18 protein-coding genes and 2 pseudogenes are annotated in these 22,731 nt (G+C 66.5%); 7 read left to right on the top strand and 13 right to left on the bottom strand.

The features are described 5' to 3' along the window. Positions 1–119, top strand: a pseudogene (locus tag Q1L50_RS03880) (IS1595 family transposase); the annotation flags it as partial. Here Q1L50_RS03880 and Q1L50_RS19990 read toward each other — a convergent pair. From Q1L50_RS19990 to Q1L50_RS03935, 10 genes and pseudogenes are all read right to left on the bottom strand, one after another. Further along, a pseudogene (locus tag Q1L50_RS19990) lies at positions 120–872 on the bottom strand (DUF6544 family protein). An 88-nt stretch (positions 873–960) separates the two neighbouring features. Then, positions 961–1,500: an SRPBCC family protein gene (locus tag Q1L50_RS03895; protein WP_300336052.1), complete on the bottom strand. Its 540-nt coding sequence runs from the start codon at positions 1,498–1,500 to the stop codon at positions 961–963. Next, positions 1,497–2,351: a cupin domain-containing protein gene (locus tag Q1L50_RS03900; RefSeq protein ID WP_300336053.1), complete on the bottom strand. Its 855-nt coding sequence runs from the start codon at positions 2,349–2,351 to the stop codon at positions 1,497–1,499. Before Q1L50_RS03900 ends, Q1L50_RS03895 begins: the two co-directional genes overlap by 4 nt. Further along, positions 2,348–3,163, bottom strand: a complete 816-nt coding sequence (locus Q1L50_RS03905) for a sigma-70 family RNA polymerase sigma factor (RefSeq protein ID WP_300336055.1) — start codon at positions 3,161–3,163, stop codon at positions 2,348–2,350. The genes Q1L50_RS03900 and Q1L50_RS03905 overlap by 4 nt, the downstream gene beginning before the upstream one ends. Before the next feature lie 166 nt (positions 3,164–3,329). Next, positions 3,330–4,481 carry a HupE/UreJ family protein gene (locus Q1L50_RS03910; protein ID WP_300336056.1) on the bottom strand — a complete coding sequence of 384 codons (1,152 nt, stop codon included), beginning with the start codon at positions 4,479–4,481 and terminating at the stop codon, positions 3,330–3,332. Between the two features lie 8 nt (positions 4,482–4,489). Beyond that, positions 4,490–5,677, bottom strand: coding sequence for a hypothetical protein (locus Q1L50_RS03915; protein WP_300336057.1), 1,188 nt, complete (start codon positions 5,675–5,677; stop codon positions 4,490–4,492). Between the two features lie 96 nt (positions 5,678–5,773). Beyond that, complete coding sequence (locus Q1L50_RS03920) at positions 5,774–7,399, bottom strand: DUF4331 domain-containing protein (RefSeq protein ID WP_300336058.1); 1,626 nt, start codon at positions 7,397–7,399, stop codon at positions 5,774–5,776. Positions 7,400–7,401: 2 nt separating this feature from the next. After that, positions 7,402–8,169, bottom strand: a complete 768-nt coding sequence (locus Q1L50_RS03925; RefSeq protein WP_300336060.1) for a hypothetical protein — start codon at positions 8,167–8,169, stop codon at positions 7,402–7,404. 232 nt (positions 8,170–8,401) lie between these two features. Next, positions 8,402–9,052, bottom strand: a complete 651-nt coding sequence (locus tag Q1L50_RS03930; protein WP_300336062.1) for a 4'-phosphopantetheinyl transferase superfamily protein — start codon at positions 9,050–9,052, stop codon at positions 8,402–8,404. After that, positions 9,045–13,058 (bottom strand): Pls/PosA family non-ribosomal peptide synthetase, encoded by a 4,014-nt coding sequence (locus Q1L50_RS03935; RefSeq protein WP_300336064.1) that lies wholly within the window; start codon positions 13,056–13,058, stop codon positions 9,045–9,047. Before Q1L50_RS03935 ends, Q1L50_RS03930 begins: the two co-directional genes overlap by 8 nt. 248 nt (positions 13,059–13,306) lie before the next feature. Here Q1L50_RS03935 and Q1L50_RS03940 point away from each other — a divergent pair, with 248 nt between their 5' ends. The 5 genes from Q1L50_RS03940 to Q1L50_RS03960 all read left to right on the top strand — a co-directional run bounded on the left by Q1L50_RS03940 (position 13,307) and on the right by Q1L50_RS03960 (position 17,792). Next, positions 13,307–13,639 carry a PepSY domain-containing protein gene (locus Q1L50_RS03940; RefSeq protein ID WP_300336065.1) on the top strand — a complete coding sequence of 111 codons (333 nt, stop codon included), beginning with the start codon at positions 13,307–13,309 and terminating at the stop codon, positions 13,637–13,639. Positions 13,640–13,874: 235 nt separating this feature from the next. After that, positions 13,875–14,537 carry a response regulator transcription factor gene (locus Q1L50_RS03945; protein ID WP_300336091.1) on the top strand — a complete coding sequence of 221 codons (663 nt, stop codon included), beginning with the start codon at positions 13,875–13,877 and terminating at the stop codon, positions 14,535–14,537. Beyond that, a complete protein-coding gene (locus tag Q1L50_RS03950; RefSeq protein WP_300336067.1) occupies positions 14,534–15,847 on the top strand; it encodes an ATP-binding protein in 1,314 nt (437 codons plus the stop codon). Before Q1L50_RS03945 ends, Q1L50_RS03950 begins: the two co-directional genes overlap by 4 nt. Continuing rightward, positions 15,844–16,413 carry a DedA family protein gene (locus Q1L50_RS03955; RefSeq protein ID WP_300336068.1) on the top strand — a complete coding sequence of 190 codons (570 nt, stop codon included), beginning with the start codon at positions 15,844–15,846 and terminating at the stop codon, positions 16,411–16,413. Before Q1L50_RS03950 ends, Q1L50_RS03955 begins: the two co-directional genes overlap by 4 nt. Before the next feature lie 167 nt (positions 16,414–16,580). Further along, entirely contained in the window at positions 16,581–17,792 is a 1,212-nt protein-coding gene (locus tag Q1L50_RS03960; protein WP_300336069.1) for an MFS transporter, read from the top strand. Positions 17,793–18,172: 380 nt separating this feature from the next. On the opposite strand, the gene Q1L50_RS03965 is transcribed toward Q1L50_RS03960, so the two are convergent. The 3 genes from Q1L50_RS03965 to Q1L50_RS03975 form a co-directional block, all read right to left on the bottom strand. Continuing rightward, the gene (locus tag Q1L50_RS03965; protein WP_300336071.1) at positions 18,173–18,790 is read right to left on the bottom strand and encodes a class I SAM-dependent methyltransferase; all 618 of its coding nucleotides are present in this window, start codon (positions 18,788–18,790) and stop codon (positions 18,173–18,175) included. A gap of 397 nt (positions 18,791–19,187) precedes the next feature. Beyond that, entirely contained in the window at positions 19,188–19,865 is a 678-nt protein-coding gene (locus tag Q1L50_RS03970; protein ID WP_300336072.1) for a metallophosphoesterase, read from the bottom strand. A 12-nt stretch (positions 19,866–19,877) separates the two neighbouring features. Then, a complete protein-coding gene (locus Q1L50_RS03975; RefSeq protein WP_300336074.1) occupies positions 19,878–20,213 on the bottom strand; it encodes a hypothetical protein in 336 nt (111 codons plus the stop codon). A gap of 787 nt (positions 20,214–21,000) precedes the next feature. On the opposite strand from Q1L50_RS03975, the gene Q1L50_RS03980 reads away from it, so the two are divergent. Beyond that, a complete protein-coding gene (locus tag Q1L50_RS03980) occupies positions 21,001–22,725 on the top strand; it encodes a glycosyltransferase (RefSeq protein ID WP_300336076.1) in 1,725 nt (574 codons plus the stop codon). Positions 22,726–22,731: the final 6 nt, after the last annotated feature.

The following is a 22,731-nucleotide window of genomic DNA, read 5'->3' on the forward strand; positions in this document are numbered from 1 at the left end:
AATACCGCTTCAACCGCCGCTTCGACCTCAAGATCATCCTGCGACGCCTCATCCGTGCCGCCGCCACCACCGGCAAGCGCCCCGAGGTCTGGCTCCGGTTGGCTGAAGCACAGCGCTAATCAGGTCCCATGATGCTGCTCATGAGCGAACCACAGACCCTCCCACGGCAGGCTCGCCAACTGGCCAGCCAGCAGGCAGGCACGCGCTTCGGCGCGCACCGATTCGATCAGGCCCGCGTCGTTGAAGCCGAACAACAGGCTCACCGTCACCTCGCCATCGGCCAGCGTGGCGATCGCCGAGTGCGCGTCGACCGCTTGCCAGACCACCCCCTGGCTGGGTAACAGGGCGGTCGGATAGCAGGCCGCCTCGGCCAGGAAGCGCATCAGCTCGGCCTCGGCGATGGCGCCCCTGCCATGCACCCTGCCGAGAGGGAAGAGCCCCAGAAGCGCTGGGTGCAGCGTCCCTTCACCCGCCACCTAGGCATCATGCACGTGCACCGTGACGCCCGGCGCGACCGCCACTCGCGCGTCCCAGAGAAACCCCGGCCGGCGCATGCAGACGCGCTGGCCCGAGGTGAAGGGCTTCCAGTTGTCGCCGCTCCTGGCAATGTTGAAGCTGCCCGAATGTTCGACGACCAGCGCCCGCAGCAGCGGCTCACCGACCGTCAGGGCGAGGCGAAAGTAGCGCTGCACGGGGTCTGGCAGTCCAACCAGCTCGCGCGCGTCAAAACGCGCCGGCAGCACCGCTTGTCGTGCGGCGTCCAGGCCGGAGCGCAGCGCGCGCGTCGCCGCCGCCCAGCGCACGGCTCCGACGATCGAAATGCCGACGAAGGTCAGCACCGCCACGAAAACAATGGTCAGCAGTGGTTCCATCCGGATCCGGGTATCCTCGCCCTGGCAGGCCCCTGGCAGGCCCCTGGCGGGGCAGCAGCGGCCGCGTGCCGCGGCAGGGTTCAGTCTATCACCGCGCGGGGCTGCCGCGCGCTCGGCGGAGGCCCTGCTCGGGAGTGATTGCCGACCACTCCTCGACTTCCGAAAGGCGGCACCCCAGCCTTCTGGCCATCCCGCGGGCGCCGCTGCGCATCACCGCGAAGTGGCGCCAGGCGAAGACCGGCAGCAGCACGAATGCCAGCCGACGCATCCATGCCTTGCGCAGCTCGACGTCCCAGCGATAGGTCAGGCGGACGGCGCCGGGCCCGTCTTCGGTGATCACCCACAGGCCGATCCCGTGCAGGTCGCCACTGGCGTGTCCCTCGAGTTCCCGGCAGGGGTCCGAGCGGACGCTGGTAATCACCATCAGCAGTCGGTAGCCGAGGCCGCTACGCCAGCGGAAAGCGTGCCGTGCACCGATACCCTCGGCATCGCCTTCGGCGAGCCGGGTGACGCCGAGCAGATGTGGCCACCAGGCCGGCCAGCCGGCGGGTTCGCCGAGCAGCTCCCAGAGACGCTCGCGGGTCGTTTCCAAACGCCAGCGGCTGATCAGCAGCAGGCGCCGGCTCACCGTGCTGACCGCATGTTCGGGCCCCCTCGGCTACGCACGAAGGCCATCGCGCCGCTGTCGCTGAACACCCCGCCGTGCTCGCTGCCAGCCGGCGCGAGGTGAAAATCGCCGGCGCGGACCAGCAGATCGCCGAAGAAGACATCGCCGCTGAGCATCATGCACTCCTCGTCACCGGCATGGACGTGCGCCGGCAAGCAGCCGCCCGGGCGCCATCGCAGGAAGCGCGAACGCATCTCGCCGTCCTGCCAGAGGAGCTTCTCGTCCACACCATCGGCGACGCTCAGCCAGCCTTCTTCGCTGGCGAAGCACGTGTGGACCGCCGGTCCGTCGCCCGGCAGCAGGCCGCCGAGCAATTCGCCGATGGCCGCCTGGCGGTGGCCGAGCGAGGTCCCGCGCAGGTAGGCCAGGCCGCCAGCACGCGACGAGATGCGTCCGTGCCGGCTGCCCGGCGGTGAGACGTGGTAGTCGCCAGGACGCAGCTGCAGGTCAGCCAGGTGCAGGTCACCGCGCAGAATGATGCCTTCCTCGAGGTGCTGGTGGCGATGAACCGGCAGGCTCGCACCGGGTGCGAATTCGATCAGCACCGACGCGCCTTGCGGCCCCTGCCACAGCATCTTGGCCGCGATGCCGGCCCTGACGGTACGCCAGATACCATCGCCAGAGCGAACGGTGCGCAGGCCGGCGTGTTTGCGCGCACTCTCGCCGACGCGTTGCAGCAAGCGGCGGCGCAGGCCGGCGTGGCTACCGGCAGACAGTTCCGCAGGCGCCAGCGCTTCGCAGAGCAGCTGCCTCAGGAGATGCTCGTCGCGTGTGCCAGCGTCGTCGGCAAACGGGTGGAGATCGGCATTCATCGGGTCACCATCGGGGAAGGGGAATCGTCGGCGCCCAGCAACTGGCGCAGGCGCAACAGCGCGCGCCGGATGTGGGACTTGACGGTACCCAGCGGCAAGCTCATCTGGCCGGCGATTTCCTCGTGCGAAAGCCCCCGGAAGAAGGCCAGCGCCAGCAATTGCCGGGGCAAGGGATCGAGGCTTCGCAGCGCCGCGTGCAGCCGATGCTGTCGCTGCACCGCCGCCAGCAGATCCTGCGGATCGGCGTCGTCGGCGAGCGCAGCCAGGCGCTCGTCCGCCAGCGGTTCGGCGCGGTCGCGACGGCGCAAGGCATCGAGTGCACGGCTGCGGGCAATGGTCAGGATCCACGCCACGGCGCTGCCGCGCGTCGCGTCAAAGCGCGGCGCCTGCCTCCAGACCTGCCAGAAAACGTCCTCGGCGACCTCCTCGGCGGACTGCACCTGGCGCGTGATGCGCAACGCCAGACCGTACACCCGCCCGGCCATCGCCTCGTAGAGCTTCGCCAGCGCCTGCTGGTCCTGGCCAGCGACCGCGGCGATCCACGCCTGCAGTTGCGCCTCACCGGCCAGCGCCCGATAGCCGCCGCGCGCGCCGTCATCGAACACATCCGTCTCGCTCATGTCGTCGCTCTCGCCGACGCTGGGTAACGGCCCATTGTGCCCGATCACGATCTCGCAGCCAAACGACGCCGCGGTTTCCGGCTGCTGCTCTCGCCGCCACCCGTCGACCGGGTCGGTGGCGCCCGACGGACGCAGGAGCACGCCGGGGTGCGGCAAGCGGGAAGGCAGCTCATCGGCATTTCGTGGCGTCATCTTGCGCGTACTCCGGATAACGGTGCCAAGCGGCTAGCCGGGCGACAGAAACCATCCGCCCGTGGAAAACACCAGAAAACGGCACCTGGCGGGGCACCGTACATTTGTCACCTGATACGGCCGAGCGCCGCTTCTGGATGCACGGGAGCTGCGGCGCCGGCCCATATCAGAGTAAGAGCTTCAGGTCGAAGGCGCGCTCGATCAACCACACACTGGCCGTCGCGATCACCAGCAGCGAGCCGCCGGCGAGCACGCCGCGGCGATAGATCCAGCGCTTGCGGACGCTCCACGCCAGCGGCAGGAAGAGCGCGACCACCGCCAGCTGGCCCAGCTCCACGCCGACGTTGAAGGCCACCAGGGCGCTCAGCAAGGCGGCGTGCGGCAACCCCAAACCAGCCAGCACGCTGGCGAAGCCGAAGCCGTGAATCAGGCCGAAGATGAAAGCCAACAACCAGCGGCTGTTTCGCGCCAGTGGAATCAGGTTGTTGAGCGCGGCGACAATGACCGAGGCGGCGATCGCCGACTCAACCCACCGTGAAGGCGGTTGAACGACGTCCAGCACCGCCAGCGACAGCGTTATCGAGTGGGCGAGCGTGAACGCGGTAACCACTTTGAACACATCCCGGAAGCAGTCCCGGAAGCGCTCGGCTCCGTTCCAGGCGCGGTCGACGCGAATCAGCACGGCCGGCAGGAGCAGCGACAACAGAAACAGCAAATGGTCGAAGCCGCCCCAGATGTGCCGGACACCGTGCCCCATGTAGTCCAAGAACTGGCGCAGCGGCGTCGTTTCGCCGAGCTGGAACTGCTGTACCGGGGTCGCGTCGCTGAAGATGGCGGTGCGCGTCTGACCCGCATGCTGCAGGCGCAGCAGCCCGCGGTGCTGCGGATCCAGATCGAAGAACAACCGGTAGCTGCCAGTGAAGACTTGTGGGACATGCCCGCAAGTGGCGGCGAAACGCAATACCGCGTAACTGCCATCGGTGTGTTCGTCAACCAGCTGCGCGACGACGCGCGCCGGACACCCGTCGCCGTCCGCCGACAGTTCGAGCCGCGCCAGCGCGTAAGCGGCGATATCGGCGTGGTGAGCGCGCAGTTCGCCCCAGGTGATCGCCCCATCCTGATCGTCGTCAAGGCTGATCGCGTAATCCAGGTCGCGCAGGGCGATGTCCCATTGTCCCTGGATTCCGTGGTCGTCGACCTCCAGGCTGAGGTAGCTGTCGCTGGGCTTGTGTGCCAAAGCCGGCGGCACAGCCAGCAGGACGAACAATAGAACGAGCGCTCTCAGCACGCGCATCGAGAGGAAGCCGGCGGTCACCATCGGTCGTCCTAACGCAGCAGGCGGTTGACGGCAACGTCTTCGGCGCCGGACTGCGCCAGCCATTGGCGAACGCTGCCTACCCCGGCCACGTCGCGGGCCGCCAGCGAAGCTTCCAGCAGCAAGCGCAGGTCGGGCAACTCCTTCTGCACTGCCCAGTTCTCCCGCGCCAGCGCCAGCGCGGCCGGTGGGTCGCCCAGCAATTCCAGCGTGAAGCGCGCTTCTTCACGCAGGTGCACGCGCTCGCCGCGCATCCGGCTGGCCGCGAAGCGTGCCCGCAATTGCTCGACGCGGGCGTCGCATTCGGGTGCCTTCAAGGCCTTGAGGGCGAGCGCGTAGCGCAGCAGCAGGGCGTCGCTACGCGGCTCCGCGGCGAGCAATCTGACCACCTCCGGGGCGCGGCCGCGGTCGAGCAGGAAGTCGGCGCGAGCGGCCAGCAGATAGTGATCGCCTGGGTCGATCGCCAGCGCCTGGCGGAAATGAGCCTCGGCCTGGCTGTCCAGACCGGCTCGAACGGCCATCTCGGCCAGCATCGACAGGACCCAGGCGCGGACCTCTGGTGGCGCGTCGGGCTGTCTGTCCAGCAGCCCGGCGAGCGCTTGATGGCTCTCGCGCAAACGGCCGTTGACGCCGGCCAGCCCGTAAGCGCACGCCGCCCACACCAGCTCGGTGGCCAGGCGTCGCAAGGCCGCACATTCGGCCGCCGCGGCGGCAAAAGCGCCTTGCACCTGCAGGATCGTTGCGCGGGTCAGCCGAGCCTGGCCGTCACGGGGATTTCGCCGTACCAGCGTCGCCAGGTCGGACAAGGCGGCGTCGAAATGGTGCGTACGCTGGCGCAGCGTCGCCCGCACCAGCAGCACTTCGGAAGGCGGTTCAGGCAGCGCCCACCATCGTGCCAGGCTGGACTGCGCGTAGCCGGCGAAGCGCGGATCACCGCTTACCCGGCCCAGCTCGGTATAGCGGCGCGCGAGCTGTACCGCGAGGTCTAGCCGTTCCGGCTGCCTGGCGACTTCCTGGCGCAGCGCGCGCAACTCGCGGGCGACGGGGTCGGCTGGCGCCAGCGGCAAACGTTCGAGAACCTGCTGGTCGGCAGTCGGCAGGTACGGAACGGCCATCGCGCCGGTCGCCACGAGCCACAGGGAAGCGAGCAGCGCCGGCCAGGTGAGCCGGCAGTGGCCAGAGTCGATGGTCCTGTTCATCGTCGTCCTCGCGCGTACGCACTGATCGGCCGCCGGCACGCTGGCCGCCCGCCCCCCGGTCGCTCGGCCGGAGCCAGGGGCGGGTGTGACCGGCGCTCAGTTCTGCGGGCAGAGCACCGGTACGAAGGGCGACGTCGGCGCCACGCAGCCCGGCGTACCGGGTTTCTGATGGCGACTGTCGCGCCCGCTCTGGGCAAAGGCCACGTAGGGGAAGGTCTCCTGGTAGGGCACGTCGTTGCTGTTGACGCCGTCGCCGATGCGGTTGTTCGGGAAGACGTTGAACGCCGGCTTGAGTACGCCGACGACCACCCGCGCCGCGATGTCGGTCACGTCGTCGGAGACCCGACGGCCGTTGGGGAAGCCGCCAAGGTCGCCGGCCAGGACCGCCAGGCGCTTGCGGCTGGCCTGGGCCGTAGGCGGAATGCCGGTGTTCAGCCGCAACAGGTCGGCCACGGGTCCGGCCTGTGCCGGCGTGCACCCGGGGCAAATTGGCGCTGCGTAGGTCACCAGCGGCAACAGATCGACGCGCGGGGCCGCCGGGATGGGCACTGCGCCCGCGTAGGCGGCGTTGATCACGCGGGCGAGCAGCGGATCGAGCAGGTAACTGGCAAACTGGCTGTCATTCTTCGGCTCGGCCATGCTGAACTTGTCTTTGTCGCCAGTGCCGATCAGCAGTTCGTTGATCAGTGGGTTGCCCATCCGCTGAACCTGCACGAAGTTGGTCGACAGGGACGGCTTGCCGCCCGGAGTCGTCGGCTGCACCTTGATGCGCGGCCTCGAGGTGGTGGCGTAGGTGCCGATCACCGCCTTCGCGTCGCTGGCCGGGTGGCTGGCGCCGTCGCTGGTGAGCATGCCAATCGGCAATTCGATGGCAATGCTGTTGACGTTGTAGCCGGCGACCGAGTCGGGCGCGAAGTTGTCGCTGCCGACCGCGTCCTGATCGTTGGTGAGCACCGCCGGGACGCCGCTGGCGAACGCGCCGGGGCGGAAGTTTAGGGTGTCGAAGGCAGCCCCGAGATCGATGTAGAACGGATCGTCGACGGTCCCGGCGAAGACCCTGACGCCGCCGCCGAGATTGTAGATGCCCTGCCGCGCGAGGTACGGGTAGTCGGGCATCGTGCGCGGCCCGACGTTGGCTGGCACCGCGTACAGCTTCTGGCTGCCGCTGGAGAACACCGTCTGCCAGACGCTGCCGCTGCGCTTCTGAATGGTCACTGTATAGCTCTGTCGCAGACTCAGGCCGGCGGACCCGGGACCGTCCAGGGCGGTGATCGCCGGCGGGACGATCGGCGTCCCGGCGGCAACCGGTGCCGGTGAATTGGCCGGCGCGGCGATCCCGCTGCCGGCGCCGACGAAGCCGGTAAACACGCCGGGCAGGCGGGTTTCGGACTGGAAGCGGAAGGCGATCCTGACGTCTTCCTGCGCATCGTGATTGTTGTCGACCTTCATCTCGTACGCGACCTCGGGATCGAAGGGATGGTAGTTGGGCCCGTTCGCCGGCTCCAGCAAGGGATCGGTGTTGACAATCATGGTCACTTTCGTTGGGTCGTCGTAGCTGACGAAAGCGAACCAGTCGGTGATGTCGGCCTTGTGATCCAGCGCGGTCAGCGGCGCTTCGCGGTGGTTGGCCGCGAATGCCTGCGCCGTCGGCCAGGCAAGGCACGCGGCAGCAAGCAGCAGAGCCGCCGGCAAACGGCGGGTCGATCGAGCAGAGGTGTCCATTGTCATTCTCCCCGTGAGCTGTCGGTCGATGGCCAGGGGCCGCCGTGCGGCGCAGCCTCGGTAGTGGTGGATACGCGGGCACGGCGGCGGCGGATGCTGAGATCGCCGAGCAGCACCAGCCCGAGCGCTACCAGCGCCGCTGCGTCTGGTTCCGCGACAGCGATCGGGACGCTCGGATTCGACGCCGTGGCGATCCGGATCCCGGCGCCGGGAGCATGGTCGACGACCAGCAGGGCATCCTGGACGGGTACCGGGGCACTCGGAAAATCGAGATCGGTATCGAGCAGGCTGAAGTTGCTCGCCGCGTCGAGCAGCAACAGCGCGCTTCGATCGGGCGCGCCACTGCCGGCGTAGTTGCTGGTAAAAGTAAACTCGAACGACAGCGTGCTGGCCAGCGTCAGGTCCTGCACGAACTGCCCCAGACCGAGCGCATCGCTGATCGTAAACGGTGGGCCACCGACGCAGCCGAGACTGCAATCGGCCACCCCGAGCGAGCCGTTGGTGGTGATCGAGGTGATCGTGAAGCTGTTGTTGCCGAACTCGGCGTCGCCATCGATGATCGAAAAGTCGAGCCGCGCCAGCACGCCGGCAAGTGCGCTGGTGTCAATGCTGAGCAGCGTCGCCCGGGCATCGTCGTGAACGCCGGCGAGCGCGATCGTGCCAGCGATCGCGGCCACCGCCAGCGCGCGCGCCCGGCACCTTCGCCGCCTGGCTCGGGGTTGGCCGGCGCTGTGCGCAGCCGGCCGGGGTTTCGATTCGCGTGTGATCATCGCTGGCACCTCCTGCGGTGAGGAAAAGGGCTTTCGGCCCCGGAATGCGCTTGCCGGCCGGTGGTCTGCTGGCTGCTTGCCAGCAACCGGCCGGCGCGTGCGCCTAGCCTGCTGCGGGTCCGATGCACGTCCCTTGCCGCCTGAGCATCGGGGTGGACCCTGCAACATGCGATACGCGACACCGCCAGCGGCGGATGCAGCGCCCCGGGCTGCCTGCCGCCCGAAGCGGCGCCTAGCCGAAGCCGCCAGAGCCAGGCAGCACCACGCTTCCGAGCCAATCGCCCGGCAATGCCAGTGGACGGAGAACGCACGCCGCGAGCCGTCTTTCGGTCTCGTCTCGCCACTCGGCCAGGGGCTGCCCGTGGCACTTCAGCAAGGCTTCCAGCGCCACCCAATGACCTGCGAAGGCAGGGGCAGCGTGCTCCGGCGGCAGTGCGGCGAGTTGCCGCGTGCGCGCCGGGCCGAGGTAATCGCGCGCCAGCTGCTGCCAATCGGCCGGCAGCGCGGCCGTGCGCAGCAGATCGATTCCGACCGGACCGTCAAGGTGGATGGCCAGCAGCGACAGCCCCGGCGCATGCGCCAGCGACAAGCCGATGCCGTCGTGGGGCGGCGCCAGGCGTGGTCTACGGCCGGGCTGGCGAGGCAGCATCAGCTGCTCCGGAGCCAGGGCCAGCCGCGCCGCGAGTACGGCCCGCAGCACCCGCCGCAATTGCAGGCGCGCCCGCTCACGTGGCGTGTCCGGCGGCAGCGGCACGCCGAACACCAGCAGCCGCGCCTGGTCGTAGACCGCGCACGGCCACAGCGGAACCGGGATCATGGCCGCCGGAGGCGCCAGCGCATCGGCGTCGGCGCTGGCCAGCGCCGCCGGCGGGCGCTCAGGCACCCGCTCGGAACCGGCTCGGTGCGGCCGGGCAGCCCGACCAGGAGCTCCCCGACGGCATGCTCTCGCCCTTCATCACCAGGGTCAGCGGGCCCAGCCGCGCGTCGTCGCCAACGACGGCGCCGTAGAGCACCGTGCTACGCGGCCCGATGTTCACCCGCGCGCCGATCCGCACCTCGTCGATCTTCATCACCCGGTCTTCGAAGAGATGCGTCTGCGGGCAGGCCAGGGCATTCAGTTCGCTGTGCTCGCCAATGCTGACGCAATCGAATTCGGTAATGTCGGTGGTGTCCAGGTAGACACCCTGCCCGATGCGACAGCCGAGCAGGCGGAAAGCGACCGGCAGCCACGGCGTGCCGCGCAGGTAGCTCAGCAGGTAGGGAACGGAAATCCCCTCATGAAGGCTGGTCGCGGCTTCGGACAGCCACACGAATGGCGTCCACATCGGCACCGCGCGCTGGTGGTAGCGACCGAGCAGCGACCACTTGAAAAGGACCACGAAGAGAAAGCTGCCAAAGCCGAAAAGCACCCCCGCCACAGCCAGCTTCCACACCACCAGGCCCCAGTCGCCAGCGCCTGCGTCAGGCATTACGTCCAGCACGATGGTGTAACCCGCGGCGATCACCAGCGCGTGCGGCGCGACGACCCGGAAAGCCTCGACCAGCCCTCGTCCCAGCCGGCGCAGCAGCGACGGACGAAAGGTCAGCGCGTCCGGATGGCCGCTGACGCTCTCGCGCGCCGGCAGGTTGATTGGCGGACTGCCAAGCCAGGTATCGCCACTCTTCATCAGGCTCCCGGCTGGTACCCGTGAATGCACGCCGATCAGCACGTTCTCAGGGATCGTCGTGCCGTCGGGCACGTAAGCGCCGTTGCCGACGAAGCTGCGGCGTGACACCACCGTCGGCTGCATGCTCATCCAGCCGCCGTCGATTTCCTCGTCGCCGAGCAACACCGCATCGGCGATGAAGGTGTCGTCACCGAGGGTGAGCATGTCGGGCACCACCCCCATGGCGGTCGAGATCTCCGCATCGCGGCCGACCTTTGCCCCGAGCAGCCGGTACCACCACGGCGCAAAAACAGTGGCATAGACGCCGTGCAGCACCTGCAGGCTGGATTCCTGGATCTGGCTGACCAGCCACTTGCCGCAGTAGACATTGCCGTGCACCGGCCAGCTGCCGCTGTTCAACCGCGGCAGGACGCTCCAGCGGATGACCGCCGACAGCAGCGCGGTGAGCACGATCAGCACGGCGCTGGCCGGCAGTGCCAACACGAAGTAGCGAGGCAGCTGCTGCCACAGTTCGTCGCCCTGCAACCACGGTAGCCACTGCGCTTCGTCGAGGCGGTCGATCAACATGAAGGTCGGGAAGACCGGCATGAAAAACAGCGTCGCGATCACCAGCGCGCCGACCACGAAGAAGGCCATTTCGCCGGCCAGCCGGCATGCCCCCGCCTGCGGTCGTGGGCGCAGCGTCGCCGGGTCGAAAGCGCCGACGTCGCGCGCTGGCGAACCGGACCAGACGCGCCGCGGCGGCACGCTGACGCCGTCGGCCAGCGCGGACAGGCCCTCGATATGAGCCCATTCGGCAACCCGCGTATGGCCCTCGAGAACCGCGCAGGAACCAATGCAGGCATTGGCCTCAAGGTCGATGCGCCCGAGCAGCAGTTCGCCGTGCAGGACGCGTGCGTTTTCGAGGTTCACCGCGGTGCCAATGCTGACGCCGTCGCCGATCGTCAGCAATTCCGGCACCCGCAGGGTCAGCGAGCCGATCACCACGTCACGGCCAATGCGCGCCCCCTGCGCGCGCAGCCACCAGACGTACAGCGACGAGCCGCCAAAAAGGTAGGACGGGGCCATCTCAAGCAGCCGATCGGCAAGCCACCAGCGAAAATAGGTCAGCCCCCACAGCGGATAGCGTCCGGCCTTGAGGCGCCCGGCGACCAGCCACTTGCCGGCGATCGCCAGCGGGAATTCGAGCGCGGTAGCGATCAGAAACACCAGCACGGACATCGCCACCGCAAAGGCGATCGAGTCGCCGGGGTCGCCGGTGTAGTAGTGGTAAGTGAAGAACGGCGCCAGCCAGTGCGCCATCCGCAGCATCACCAGCACCGGCACCGCGACCGCCTGCGCCAATCCGCAACGCCAGCGACGGTAGGCCGGGGACGGCTGCCAGAGCGGCGCTGCCGCCGGCGCCGCTGCGTGCATGCCCTCGAGCACCGCCGCAATGCGCCGCACCGTGCGCTGCTGGTAAACGGTGCTGACGGTCAGCTGCGCGTAGCGCGGATCGGCTCGCAGCGCCGACGCCAGACGTGCAGCGAGCAGCGAGTGGCCGCCCAGATCGACGAAGAAATCGGCGTCGCGACGCAATGGCTGCCCAGGAAACAGGCGTTCGAGGGCCGCGAACAGCGCGCTCTCGGCCGCTGTTTCCGGCGTCTCGGAACCCTCGGCGCCGGCCAGTTCGGCAAGCGGCAGCGCGTGCAGCTGCTTGCGGTCGATCTTGCCCGAGGTCAGGCGCGGCATCTCGGCGAGCGTCTCGTAGCGGTCGGGCAGCATGTAGGATGGCAGACGCTCGGCGAGCGCCGCCCGCAGCGCCGACGGCGACAGCGCGGCGTCACCGTCGGCGACCATGAAAGCGACCAACCGGTCGAGGCCGTCGTCCTTGCGCAGCAGCACCGCGACGGTGCCGACGCCCGCCTGTTCCGCGAGCACCGCTTCGATCTCTCCCAACTCGACACGAAAACCACGGATCTTGATCTGGTCGTCGGCGCGCCCCAGGCAGTGCACCCGACCATCGTCGTCGATCCGCGCCAGATCGCCGGTCCGGTAGATCCGCGCCTCCGTGGCGTCGACCGCCCACGGGTTGGTGATGAACTTCTCGGCGGTCAGTTCCGGCCGGCCGAGGTAGCCAGCGGCGACTCCCGGCCCGCTGATGCAGAGCTCGCCGGTTTCGCCGCGCGCCAGCAGGCGCAGGCCCCGGCTCGGCTCGCGGTCGATCACCAGCAAACCGTAGTTGGGGAGCGGCGTGCCGATGGTCACCGGGTCGCCGGCATGCAACTCGGCGACGCTGGCGGAAACGGTCGCCTCGGTCGGGCCGTAGGTATTGAACAGTTGCCGGCCCGGCCGCGCCCAGCGCGCCACCAGCGCTTCCGGGCACATCTCGCCACCGAGGTTGATCAGACGCAGACCGGGGACATCGTGCGCGAACAGCGCCAGCAGCGTCGGCACCGCGTGCAATACGGTGATGCCGTTGTCGATCAACGCCCGGGGCAGCGCTTCGGGGTCGGCGGCGATCTCCTTCGGAGCGATCCACAGCGTCGCGCCGACCAGATAGCTGATCCAGATCTCTTCGAAAGACATGTCGAAAGCGACCGAGAAGCCCTGGTATACGCGGTCGTCCGCGCGCACCCCGAGGACCGCGTTCTCGCTGCGCAGGAAATGACAGATGCTGCCCTGGCTGATCGGGATGCCTTTCGGTTGGCCGGTAGACCCCGAGGTATAGATCACGTAGGCCGGGTGCTGCGGCGCCGCGCCCTGGCGCCGCTGCGGCGTAAAGGCCGCTTCAGAAAGCAGCGTTTCGGCGGTCCACACCGGGCGTCCCAGAGTCGTCAGGCGCGGTGCGAACTCGTCGCAGCTGACGATGCCCACCGCCCGGGCATCGTCCAGACAGCTGGCGATGCGCTCGACCGGCGTGTCGGCGTCACTCGGCAGCCAGGCTGCTCCGGTCTTGGCGATCGCCAGTTGCATCACCAAGAGGTCGATCCCCCGCGGCAGGAACAGGCCGACGTTCTGGCCCGGTCGCACCCCGGCCTCGATCAGCCGCGACGCGGCACGATCGGCGGCAGCATCGAGTTCGCCGTAGCGCAGCTGTCGCGATCCGTGGATCAGGGCGACCTGCTCGGGGGCGCGGCGGGCACTGGTCTCGAACAGGTCAGCCAGGACTTCGCTGCGAATCAGATCGGGCCGAACGGGGCCACGCAGGACATCGGACTGGGAGGAGAGGGCGGCGGACATGGATGGCATTGGGTGGCAGCGGATGCGGATCATAGCCGGTGCCGGGCTTTCTCGCACGACTGCTGTGAAGGCCGGGCAAGCACGACGAACTGGCGCGCGCGAGCGCGCGGACACCCGCGGACACCAGTTGCCCGGCACCAGCCGTCGCACTCGACCGGCCGCGGCAATAGCGACTAAGTCACGCCTAATTCTTCACCGCTATCTTCACCCTGACGCGAATATCCGCGTGACTTGAAGGAGAAATCGCCATGAAACGCAACTTCTATCTGACAGCAGTTGCCGTGCTGTCTGCCACTGCCGTCGGCGGCGTCTACGCGAACAGTTCCGCCGACAACGATGCCCTGGCAAGCGCCGACGCCAGGATCAGCCTGACGCAAGCGATCCGTGCCGCGGAGCAGCACGTCGGCGGCAAGGCTTCCCGTGCCGAATACGAACACCACCAGGGGCGGTGGGTATACGAGGTGGAAGTCATCAAGGGAAAGCAGGTCATCGATGTGGCGGTCAACTCGACCAGCGGCGCGATCATCGCTGCGGTCGAGGATCAGACCGATCGCGACGACGACCACCACCGCGACGATTGATCGTCCACTCCAGGTCAATGCCGGGGCGGCAGCGCCGCGGCAAACGGCAGATGAGGCTCGCTGAATGCCGTGGCCAGGAACCGCCGTGGAACATTGGGAGAACACGGTTTCTCTGCCCCAAAGTCAGGCAGGACGCCTCTGGCAGTATGCTTGCCAACGCCGCGAAACGTCTTTGCCGGTTTGCTCCGAAGCGGCCGGGTGAGACAATGAAGCATTGAGAATGCTGGCCATCGTGATGCGCATCCTGCTGGTCGAAGACGACGCAATGATCGGCGAGGCGACATCGATCGCCCTCAAGGATGCCGCCTATGCAGTCGACTGGGTAAGGGACGGCGCAACAGCCGGCAAGGTGCTCCAGAACGGCGAACACCAGGCGGTGCTGCTCGATCTCGGGCTGCCCGGGCGCGATGGCCTGGAAGTGTTGCGGCGCCTGCGGCAAGCCGGAAACGCCGTGCCGGTTCTCGTCATCACCGCTCGCGACGGGGTCGACGATCGGATCAAGGGACTCGATTTCGGCGCCGATGACTACCTGGTCAAACCCTTCGCTGTCGACGAGCTGCTCGCCCGCCTGCGGGCGATCATCCGCCGCCAGGGCGGACACGCCGCACCGCTGCTGAGCAACGGCAAGCTCAGTCTCGACCCCGCCAGCCACGAAGCGCGCTGTGGCGAGGTGGTGGAACGGCTGAGCGCGCGCGAGTTTTCGCTGCTGCATGCCCTGTTGCTCCGTCCCGGCGCGATTCTCACTCGCGACGAACTCGAAGAACGCATCTACGGCTGGAATGAGGAAGTGGAAAGCAACGTCATCGACGTTCTGATCCACGGCCTGCGCCGCAAGCTCGGCGCGGCGATCATCAAGAACGTCCGCGGAGCCGGCTGGATGGTGGACAAATCCGCATGAAGCGATCCTTGCAACGACAGCTGTCGCTGATGCTGGGCAGCGTGATCGTGATCGCCGGCCTGGTGGCGGCCATCGCCTCGTTTGCGCTTGGCTATTCGGAAGCCAAGGAATTCCAGGACGACATGCTGCGGCAGATCGCTTCGCTGAACGCCAGCGCGGGCGTCGCCAGTTGGTTGCCGGAAGGGTCGCCGCAAAGCTCCCCGAAGATCAAGCTCAACGACCCCGAATCGCGAATCACGATCATCCATCTCCCGCGCGACGAGCGACCCGACTGGCTCGCAGCCGATCTGCGGAGCGGCTTTCGTACCGTGCGCGCGGGCACCGAGCGATTGCGGGTGTTCATCCTGGACGGCGCGCCAGGAAGGCGAACGGTCGTCATGCAGCCTACCGAAGCGCGTGACGAAGTCGCGGTCAACAGTGCTCTGCACACCCTGATCCCGTTGTTGCTGCTGATTCCGGTATTGACTGTCCTGATCGTGCGCGTCGTCCGCCGTGAACTGGCGCCGATCACCAGGCTCTCCCGGGGTCTGGACGAACAGCCCGCAGATCATCCGCAAGCGATCGCCGCCGATGGCCTGCCAGAGGAGATCACGCCTTTCGTGCACGCCATCAACCGCTTGCTGGAACGGGTCAATCACCTGCTCGGGCAACAGCGACGTTTCGTCGCCGATGCCGCCCATGAACTGCGCAGCCCGCTCACTGCGCTGTCGGTACAGATCCAGAATCTCGCGCACGCCGGATCGCTCGACGCCGTTGGTGAGCGCGTGCGGCCTCTCCAGGCGGGTATCGAGCGCGCGCGCCAGTTGACCGAGCAGTTGTTGAATCTAGCCAGGACGCAAGCCGGAAGCAACGGCCAAGCCGAGGTCGACGTTTCGCTGCTGGCTCGCGAACTGATCGCCGACCTCCTGCCCTTCGCCGAGGACAAAGGAATCGACCTGGGGCTGGACGAGATCACGCCGCTGCGCATTCGCGGCGCCCCTGAAGCGTTTCGACTGATCATCAGGAACGCCCTCGAGAATGCGCTGAAGTACACGCCCGAGGGGGGCGAGGTGACGCTTCGACTGCGCTCGGGCGACCAATGCACCACCATCGAGGTCGTCGATAACGGCCCGGGGATTCCTGCTTTGGAACGTGAACGCGTGTTCGATTCCTTCTACCGGATACCGGGTAACGGCAGCGAAGGCAGTGGCCTCGGACTGACCATCGCTCGCGAAGCGGCTACCCGTCTGGGCGGAACCGTGAGCCTGCATGCGCGGCACGAGGGCAGTGGTCTGCTCTTCCGCTACCGGCAAGGCCGGCCACCAGAATGATCAGCGCCTTCGTCGCCACCTACGGCTACCTGGCGGTCTTCGTCGGCACGCTCATCGAAGGCGAGACCCTGCTCATCGCCGCCGGCTTTGCCGCCCATCGCGGCTTGCTGGACTGGCGCCTGGTGACCCTGGTGGCGACGATCGGTGCCACCCTGGGCGACCAGTTGGCCTTTCTGCTCGGTCGCTGGAAGGGCCAGGCGCTGATCGAACGTTTTCCGGCCCTGGCGCGCCGCAAGCCGCGCATCGACGATCTGTTGCAACGCTACAGCATCATTTTCATCCTCAGCATCCGCTTCCTCTACGGACTGCGCATTGCTGGTCCGCTGCTGCTCGGATCAAGTCGGCTGCCCTTGCTGCGCTTCGCGCTGCTCAACACCATCGGAGCAGCGCTCTGGGCAGCGCTGATCACCGGCGCCGGATACGGCTTCGGCGCCGCGATCAGCGCTGCCGACCTGCGGACCGTCGAGGAGGTTGTGCTGGTGGGTATCGTGGCGTCTGGCCTGGCTTTCTGGCTGTGGCGCCTCTTTCGCGCGCGCGTTCGGAAGCGGGCCGGTGTTGAACAATGAAGGCGTCGGTGTCGAGAAGAGCGCTCGCGCTCCGCTCGGCAGTCGTGACGGCCCTGCTTGATGATCCCTGCTTACCGGACACTTTGTCGTCTGCACGGTCAGCAAGTTGACGATCGGCAGCGACCCGCAAGGCAACGCGAACTGACAGGCCCAGCGGCACGATGAAGATGAAATCGAAGACTGGCGCCCCAGCAGTGGACACCTTGCGGCAAATGCCGAGCGGGGTATGGATTCTCGGCCTGGTCAGCATGCTGATGGACATCTCCTCGGAGATGATCCACAGCCTGCTGCCGCTGTTCATGGTCACCACCCTGGGGGCCGGGGCGCTGGCGGTCGGCCTGGTGGAAGGACTGGCCGAATCGACGGCGCTGATCGTCAAGGTGTTTTCCGGCGCGCTCAGCGACTACTTCGGCAAGCGCAAGGGTCTGGCCGTGCTCGGCTACGCGCTGGGCGCGCTAACCAAGCCGCTGTTTGCCGTGGCGTCGACGACCGGCATGGTGCTCGGCGCTCGCCTGCTCGATCGAGTCGGCAAGGGCATCCGCGGCGCTCCACGCGATGCGCTGGTCGCGGACATCGCACCGGCGCGCCTGCGCGGCGCCGCATTCGGCCTGCGGCAATCGCTCGACACTGTCGGCGCGTTTCTTGGTCCGCTGCTGGCGGTCGGCTTGATGCTGCTATGGGCCAACGACTTCCGGGCGGTCTTTTGGGTGGCGGCGATTCCGGGCCTGATGGCGGTCGCGCTGCTGTTCTTTGGTCTGCGCGAGCCAGAACACCAGCAGTCGACCAAGCGCAGCAATCCGATCGAACGGGAGAACCTGAAACGTCTTGGTGGCCCGTATTGGTGGATAGTGGGGATCGGTGCGGTATTCACGCTGGCTCGCTTCAGCGAGGCGTTTCTGGTCCTGCGTGCGCAACAGGCTGGCGTTTCGTTGGCCCTGGTGCCGCTGGTGATGGTGGCGATGAACCTGGTCTATGCGCTGTCAGCGTACCCATTCGGCAAGCTGTCGGACAGCGTCAGCCACCAGAAACTGCTGGCCCTCGGCCTGTTCGTGCTGATCCTGGCAGACATCGTCCTGGCCAGCAGCGACCACTGGGCCGCGGTCCTGACCGGCGTCTCGCTCTGGGGCATCCACATGGGCATCACTCAGGGCCTGCTGGCGACGATGGTTGCCGACGCCGCACCCGCCGACCTGCGCGGCACTGCGTATGGGTTCTTCAGCCTGGCGAGCGGACTGGCGATGCTGCTGGCAAGCGTCCTGGCGGGGCTGCTGTGGGACCGACTCGGACCGTCATTCACCTTCCATGCGGGCGCGGCTTTTTGCTGCGTCGCACTCGTGGGACTGGCCTGGCGGCCAAGGGTCCGAATGACCGACGCCTGACGTGACGTCTTCGCCGTCTTCTGAGCGAGCCGCGGTCGGGACCGGAGCACAGGCGAATCCAGCGCTCCGGTCCTGGACAACATCGAATGCAGTAGCGAGAACTCCAGGCGAGCCAACCCTGCGGTCCGTCGAGCGGCGCCATCGGATTCGCCGTCCGTTCGCTTCGGTCACTGCCCTTCCTCGGGTGGCACCCGTCGTTGGCCTGCTGCTCGCAGGCTCGGCTCGGATGCTTCGCTGATGGGAAACGCAGCCACCAGACGGTGGGACGCTGATCGGCGCCACCGCAGCCGGGCTCATCGCCCGCGACCACTGCTGATCGGCCTGACCCTCGACATCCCGCCGCAAGCCCCTGGCAGGCGTTCGACACGAGGGAGGCGGTGTCATTTCTTCCGGCACACCAGCTCGGCTTTCGGCTGGAATGGCCAGGCAGCAAAGCAGATCCTTTCCAGCGTCAACCCGGCGGCGTCAAGCAACGGCAGCAGCTGATCGCGGGCCAGCGTCTGCCGGCGCGAATTCCGGCGGCTGTTGAACGGCGTGTCCAGCCATCCATAGACGACCAGACCGATGCTGGCGACTCGCGCCAGGCTCTTCAGCAGTCGGATACGATCGTCGTCCCGCGAAAAATGGTGCAGCAGCCGGTGACACACGACCCAGTCAAAGTCACCGTCGGCAAACGGCAGCGCGAACGCGTCTCCTTGTTGGCCGATCCGTTCGGGGTGGCCCTGGCGATACACGGTCAACATCGCCTCTGAACTGTCGAGTCCGACTATCCTGCCAAACCTGGCGCGCAACAGATTGTCGATGCGACCCGTCCCGCACGGGCAGTCGAGCACACTCCGACCGCTGACATCGTTCAGTGCCCGCTCGACGGCATGCGCTTCCAGCCAATGCGAAAGCCGGGGTACACCCTTTGGCTGCGTGATCTTGGCGTCGTACTTCTCGGCATCCGCGAGCGCCCGGTAACGTTCCGGCTGTCGATCCGGACTGACCTGAATCATTGGTTCGCCCCTCACCTGACAAGCTGATTCCTGACCTGTGACGGCCGCGCAGTGCCCGAAGGAGATCCGGGTACCGTGCGACATCATCCGGTCAAAAAATTAGCTCGGAGTTAAACCCGTGTTGGTCAAATACTCGATTTCCCGGACGCGCCAACAACCGAAGTCATTGCGCCTGAACAGCGACTTTGCCGAGCTTGTAACGGAGCTTTCCTGCTACCCAACACGCCAGTGGTGCCTCGGCAAAGAGCAGCGGCGGGCGATCCCGAGGGTTGAACGGTGTCGAAGTATCGGATTCGACTTGGAGGTCTTCGGCAGCTACCCGGAAAACCTCCGGGCCGCGGCTTTTCGAAGGAAGGTGAGCAATCGGCTATGGTTTCCAGATCCAGCGGCGGATCAGTCATTTCTTGGCATTGCCGGGTTCCGATGTCTGTTGCAAACAGCCGACTGCCAATCCAGCGCAAATCCGGTTAACGGCATACTGGCCTGCCAGTTCAGCACCTTCGGCGTAGAAACTGATCGCCATCCGTTCGGGATCGACAACAATTTTCGCGAACCCGTGTTGCGACTCTCCAAACACAAGTCCTTCGTGGTCGCGTGCAACTCGGTAGAGCCCCTGGCCTCCACCACCGGAAATCACGTAATAGGGCTCACCATCGCGCGCAATGAGCTGCTGATCGTGGTCATGACCCGTCAGGTAGAGGTCGACATGGGCTTTCTGCAGCACCGGGAGCAAGGCAGAAACCAGCTGCGGTGTTTCGCCATGTTTACCGAAGTTACGAATCGGGTGGTGCGCCACGACAACTCGCCATGTCGGTCGCCCACCGGACGGCGCAAAAGCCTGCTCGATAAAACGTGCCTGCCGGTCCAGACTCTCTGGGGTCAGTTGATTGGTGTCGATGAACACGATACGCAGCAAGGGGTGACCGTCGTCGGTACCAAAATCGCTGCGGTAGAAGTGCGCCGGCATTTGCCATCGCCCGGAGCCTGCTTGCTGTTGGGAATACTGGATTTGCGCTTCGGCATTTCCCTGCACATCATGATTACCCAACACCGCGTAGAAGGGAATCGCGGCCAAGTTCCTGCCTGATTAAACATTTTCAAACTTCCAGTTCCACTGCTTGTCCCGAGCAGACTCAACACCATTGCCATAGAAGCTGTCGCCCAGCAAGACCACGAAGTCAAGGTCGCGGGTACGCTCCGCGACCTGGTCCATGCTGCGGGCGACGGTCCACTGACGAAACTGACCTGAGCCCTGATCACCTAGCGCAAAGAATGAGACCTTGTGAGCATCTGCAGCTGGAACAGCGAGTTGGACACGCTGCGGGGAAGAAGCCAGGTGATAGGCAAGAGTCACGATGGTACCGATCAAGACAACGGCGACGGCCATTGCCAGGCGGATATGGACTTTGTCAGTCATGCGCATTGGGGTTTCCTGGTTCAGGATCAGGGTGGATATTCGGAGACACCTGACCAATGGCTGTTCCGCTGCCGCTGAACGCGGCACACCTTGATAACCGGCCTTGTCGTGCCGCCGGGCAGCGGCCGCGCCCTGCGACATGCGAGCGTCGATCCATCGAGATCGTCTCGAGCCTGCGCGGCTATTCCCGACGTCCTCAGCCTAGGCCTCAATAGTTAAGCGAAACTTAGGGCGCGTCGGACCAGACAGGCAGATGGTGACCGCAGGCGGTGAGATGTGACGCGACAGCTGCGCGACGACTCTTGCGGTCAATCAAAACGCTCCCTCGGGCACCGGTCTCGTTCATGACGGCGCGAGACTGTCATGCGAAGCGGGCTTCTCGGCCGGGAGGAACTTTCCACTGCTCTGGCCCGCGGGCCACCAGCGGGCCGGCGGGTTGTACACGCCGGTTTGGCAGGTGCTCCGAGGCCGGCGCAGTTGCCGGTGACGCGGATGACTTACCCCGTACCGAGCCGGGCAGCCTCCGTGACCCTCCGCCGGGCAAAGCGAAGTGGCGGCTTCAAGCGACAGCGCGGCGAAGACACGCCGTGATCCGGGGACGATCATTCGGCGACGCGGTCAGCGACGGCGCTTGCCTGCCGCACACCCCCCACAGCCTTCGGGCGAAGGCGTATAAGATCCCCATGGCGTCGGCCTCAAGACCCGACCACGGCGACCGAGCTGTTCATTCACGCGGACGCCGGGATAATCGTTGCCAGCGCGAACCACCGCGTACCAGCCGCCGAGATCGTCGATGAACGCACCAACAGCTACAGCTCCGTCAACTCATCCCGAGCCGCCAACTGCTCGTCGCCTCCGGCTGGACACCATGGCGGTGACGCTGGTCGGCGTATTCCTGTTCACCTTCGGCCAGTGGGGTCAGGAATTCGTCGGCTTTGAAACGCGCTTCGCGGTTTTTGCCAAGCAGATGCTGCAATACGGCGTATCGGTCTTTCCCAAGACCTACGGCGCGCCCTATCCGGATTACCCGGCTACTTCGACCCTGCTGATCTGGCTGGGCTCGCTGCCTCTTGGCGAGGTCAACAGGTTTACGGCGACCCTTCCCACCGCCATCGCCAGCGCCCTCAACCTGGCGCTAACGTATCGCCTGCTGAGCGGCGTATCGCGGCACTGGGCCTTCGTCGCCGTCTGTTTCCAGGTGCTGACCGCGACCTTTCTGGTCGAAGCGCGCGCCATATCGCTCGACCAGATGCTGACCACGATCACGCTCGCGTGCTTCGTTCTGGTTTATCGCGAGACGGCTCAAACGGCCTCGTTCGGGCGCTCGCTGGCCTGCATTCTGGCGCTGCTGGCGCTTGGATTTTCGATTCGCGGCCCGATGGGGATCGTCATTCCCGTTGGCGTGATGTGCAGTTACTACGCTCTGACCGGTCAATGGCGCGCGGTATTCAAGGTGGGCCTGCCGGCCTTGGCGTTGTTGATCGCGTGCTGGTTTGCACTGTTGTTCCTCGCCCGGATCGAAGGCGGCGAAGGCTTTGTCAGCGACGTCGTCCGGATGCAGGTCACCGGCCGCCTGAGTGGCAACGACGACGCCTTGCCGCGCTACTACTATCTGGTCAGCGGCCTGGCCAACTTTGCCCTCAGCTTTCCGGCCGCCTTGCTGGTGATGGCGTCGGTGCTGACCACTTCCCTCCCCTACCTGCAGTTTCCCTTCCTGCGCAAGGCGAGCAGCGCGTCGTGGGAGCCGACCTTGCGTCTGGCCGCACTGATGGCTGGATGGCTACTGCTGATCCTCGTCGGCTTGTCGATCCCGGAAACCAAGAAGGCGCGCTACCTGTTGCCGGCCGTACCGGCGATGGCCGCCCTGGCCGCTTACGTTTTTGTCGATCGCCGCAACAGCTTGCTGGCGGTCGTCTACCAGGTGCTGCAAAAACTGCTGTTGCTGCTCCCGACGCTGTTGATCGCGCTGCTCCTTTTCGCCCAGCACTACGCCGCCAGACATGCGCCGAGCGTGGACGTCGACGCCACCCTGTTGGCGGGCTTGCTGGCCACCTGTCAGGTGCTGACGCTGATCGCCCTGCGCCGGGCGAATACTTCCGCGCAACGCGACAAGCTTGTTGTCGCAGTTGCCGCACTTGCGTTCTGGCTCACCAACCTCCACTTGCGCGAACCGGCCGAGCTTCAGCTTCATTCGGCACGGCCCTTTGTCCAGGCGGTCGAGGAACTGCGCCGAGCGAAACCCGCGCCACTGGTGCTGTACGGAATCAACAAGGACAGCCTCGCGATTGTCTACCATGTCAATGTTGACGGCGAGTTCAAACCGCTGTTTATCAATCAGCCGCAACAACTGGCGGATCTGAGCTATCCGGTCTACCTGCTGATCAGCGACAAGACCGCCAGGTCGCTGGCCGGTGGGAACAGTACCGACGAGCGACTTGACTGGCCGGAACCGGCCTGCCAGGGCCTGTTCCGCGACGGCGATTACACCGTCTACTACCTCGAGCGCGCGCCGCGCTAGCACCGT

It is taken from the genome of Accumulibacter sp. (genome assembly GCF_029255145.1).
GTDB lineage: Bacteria > Pseudomonadota > Gammaproteobacteria > Burkholderiales > Rhodocyclaceae > Accumulibacter.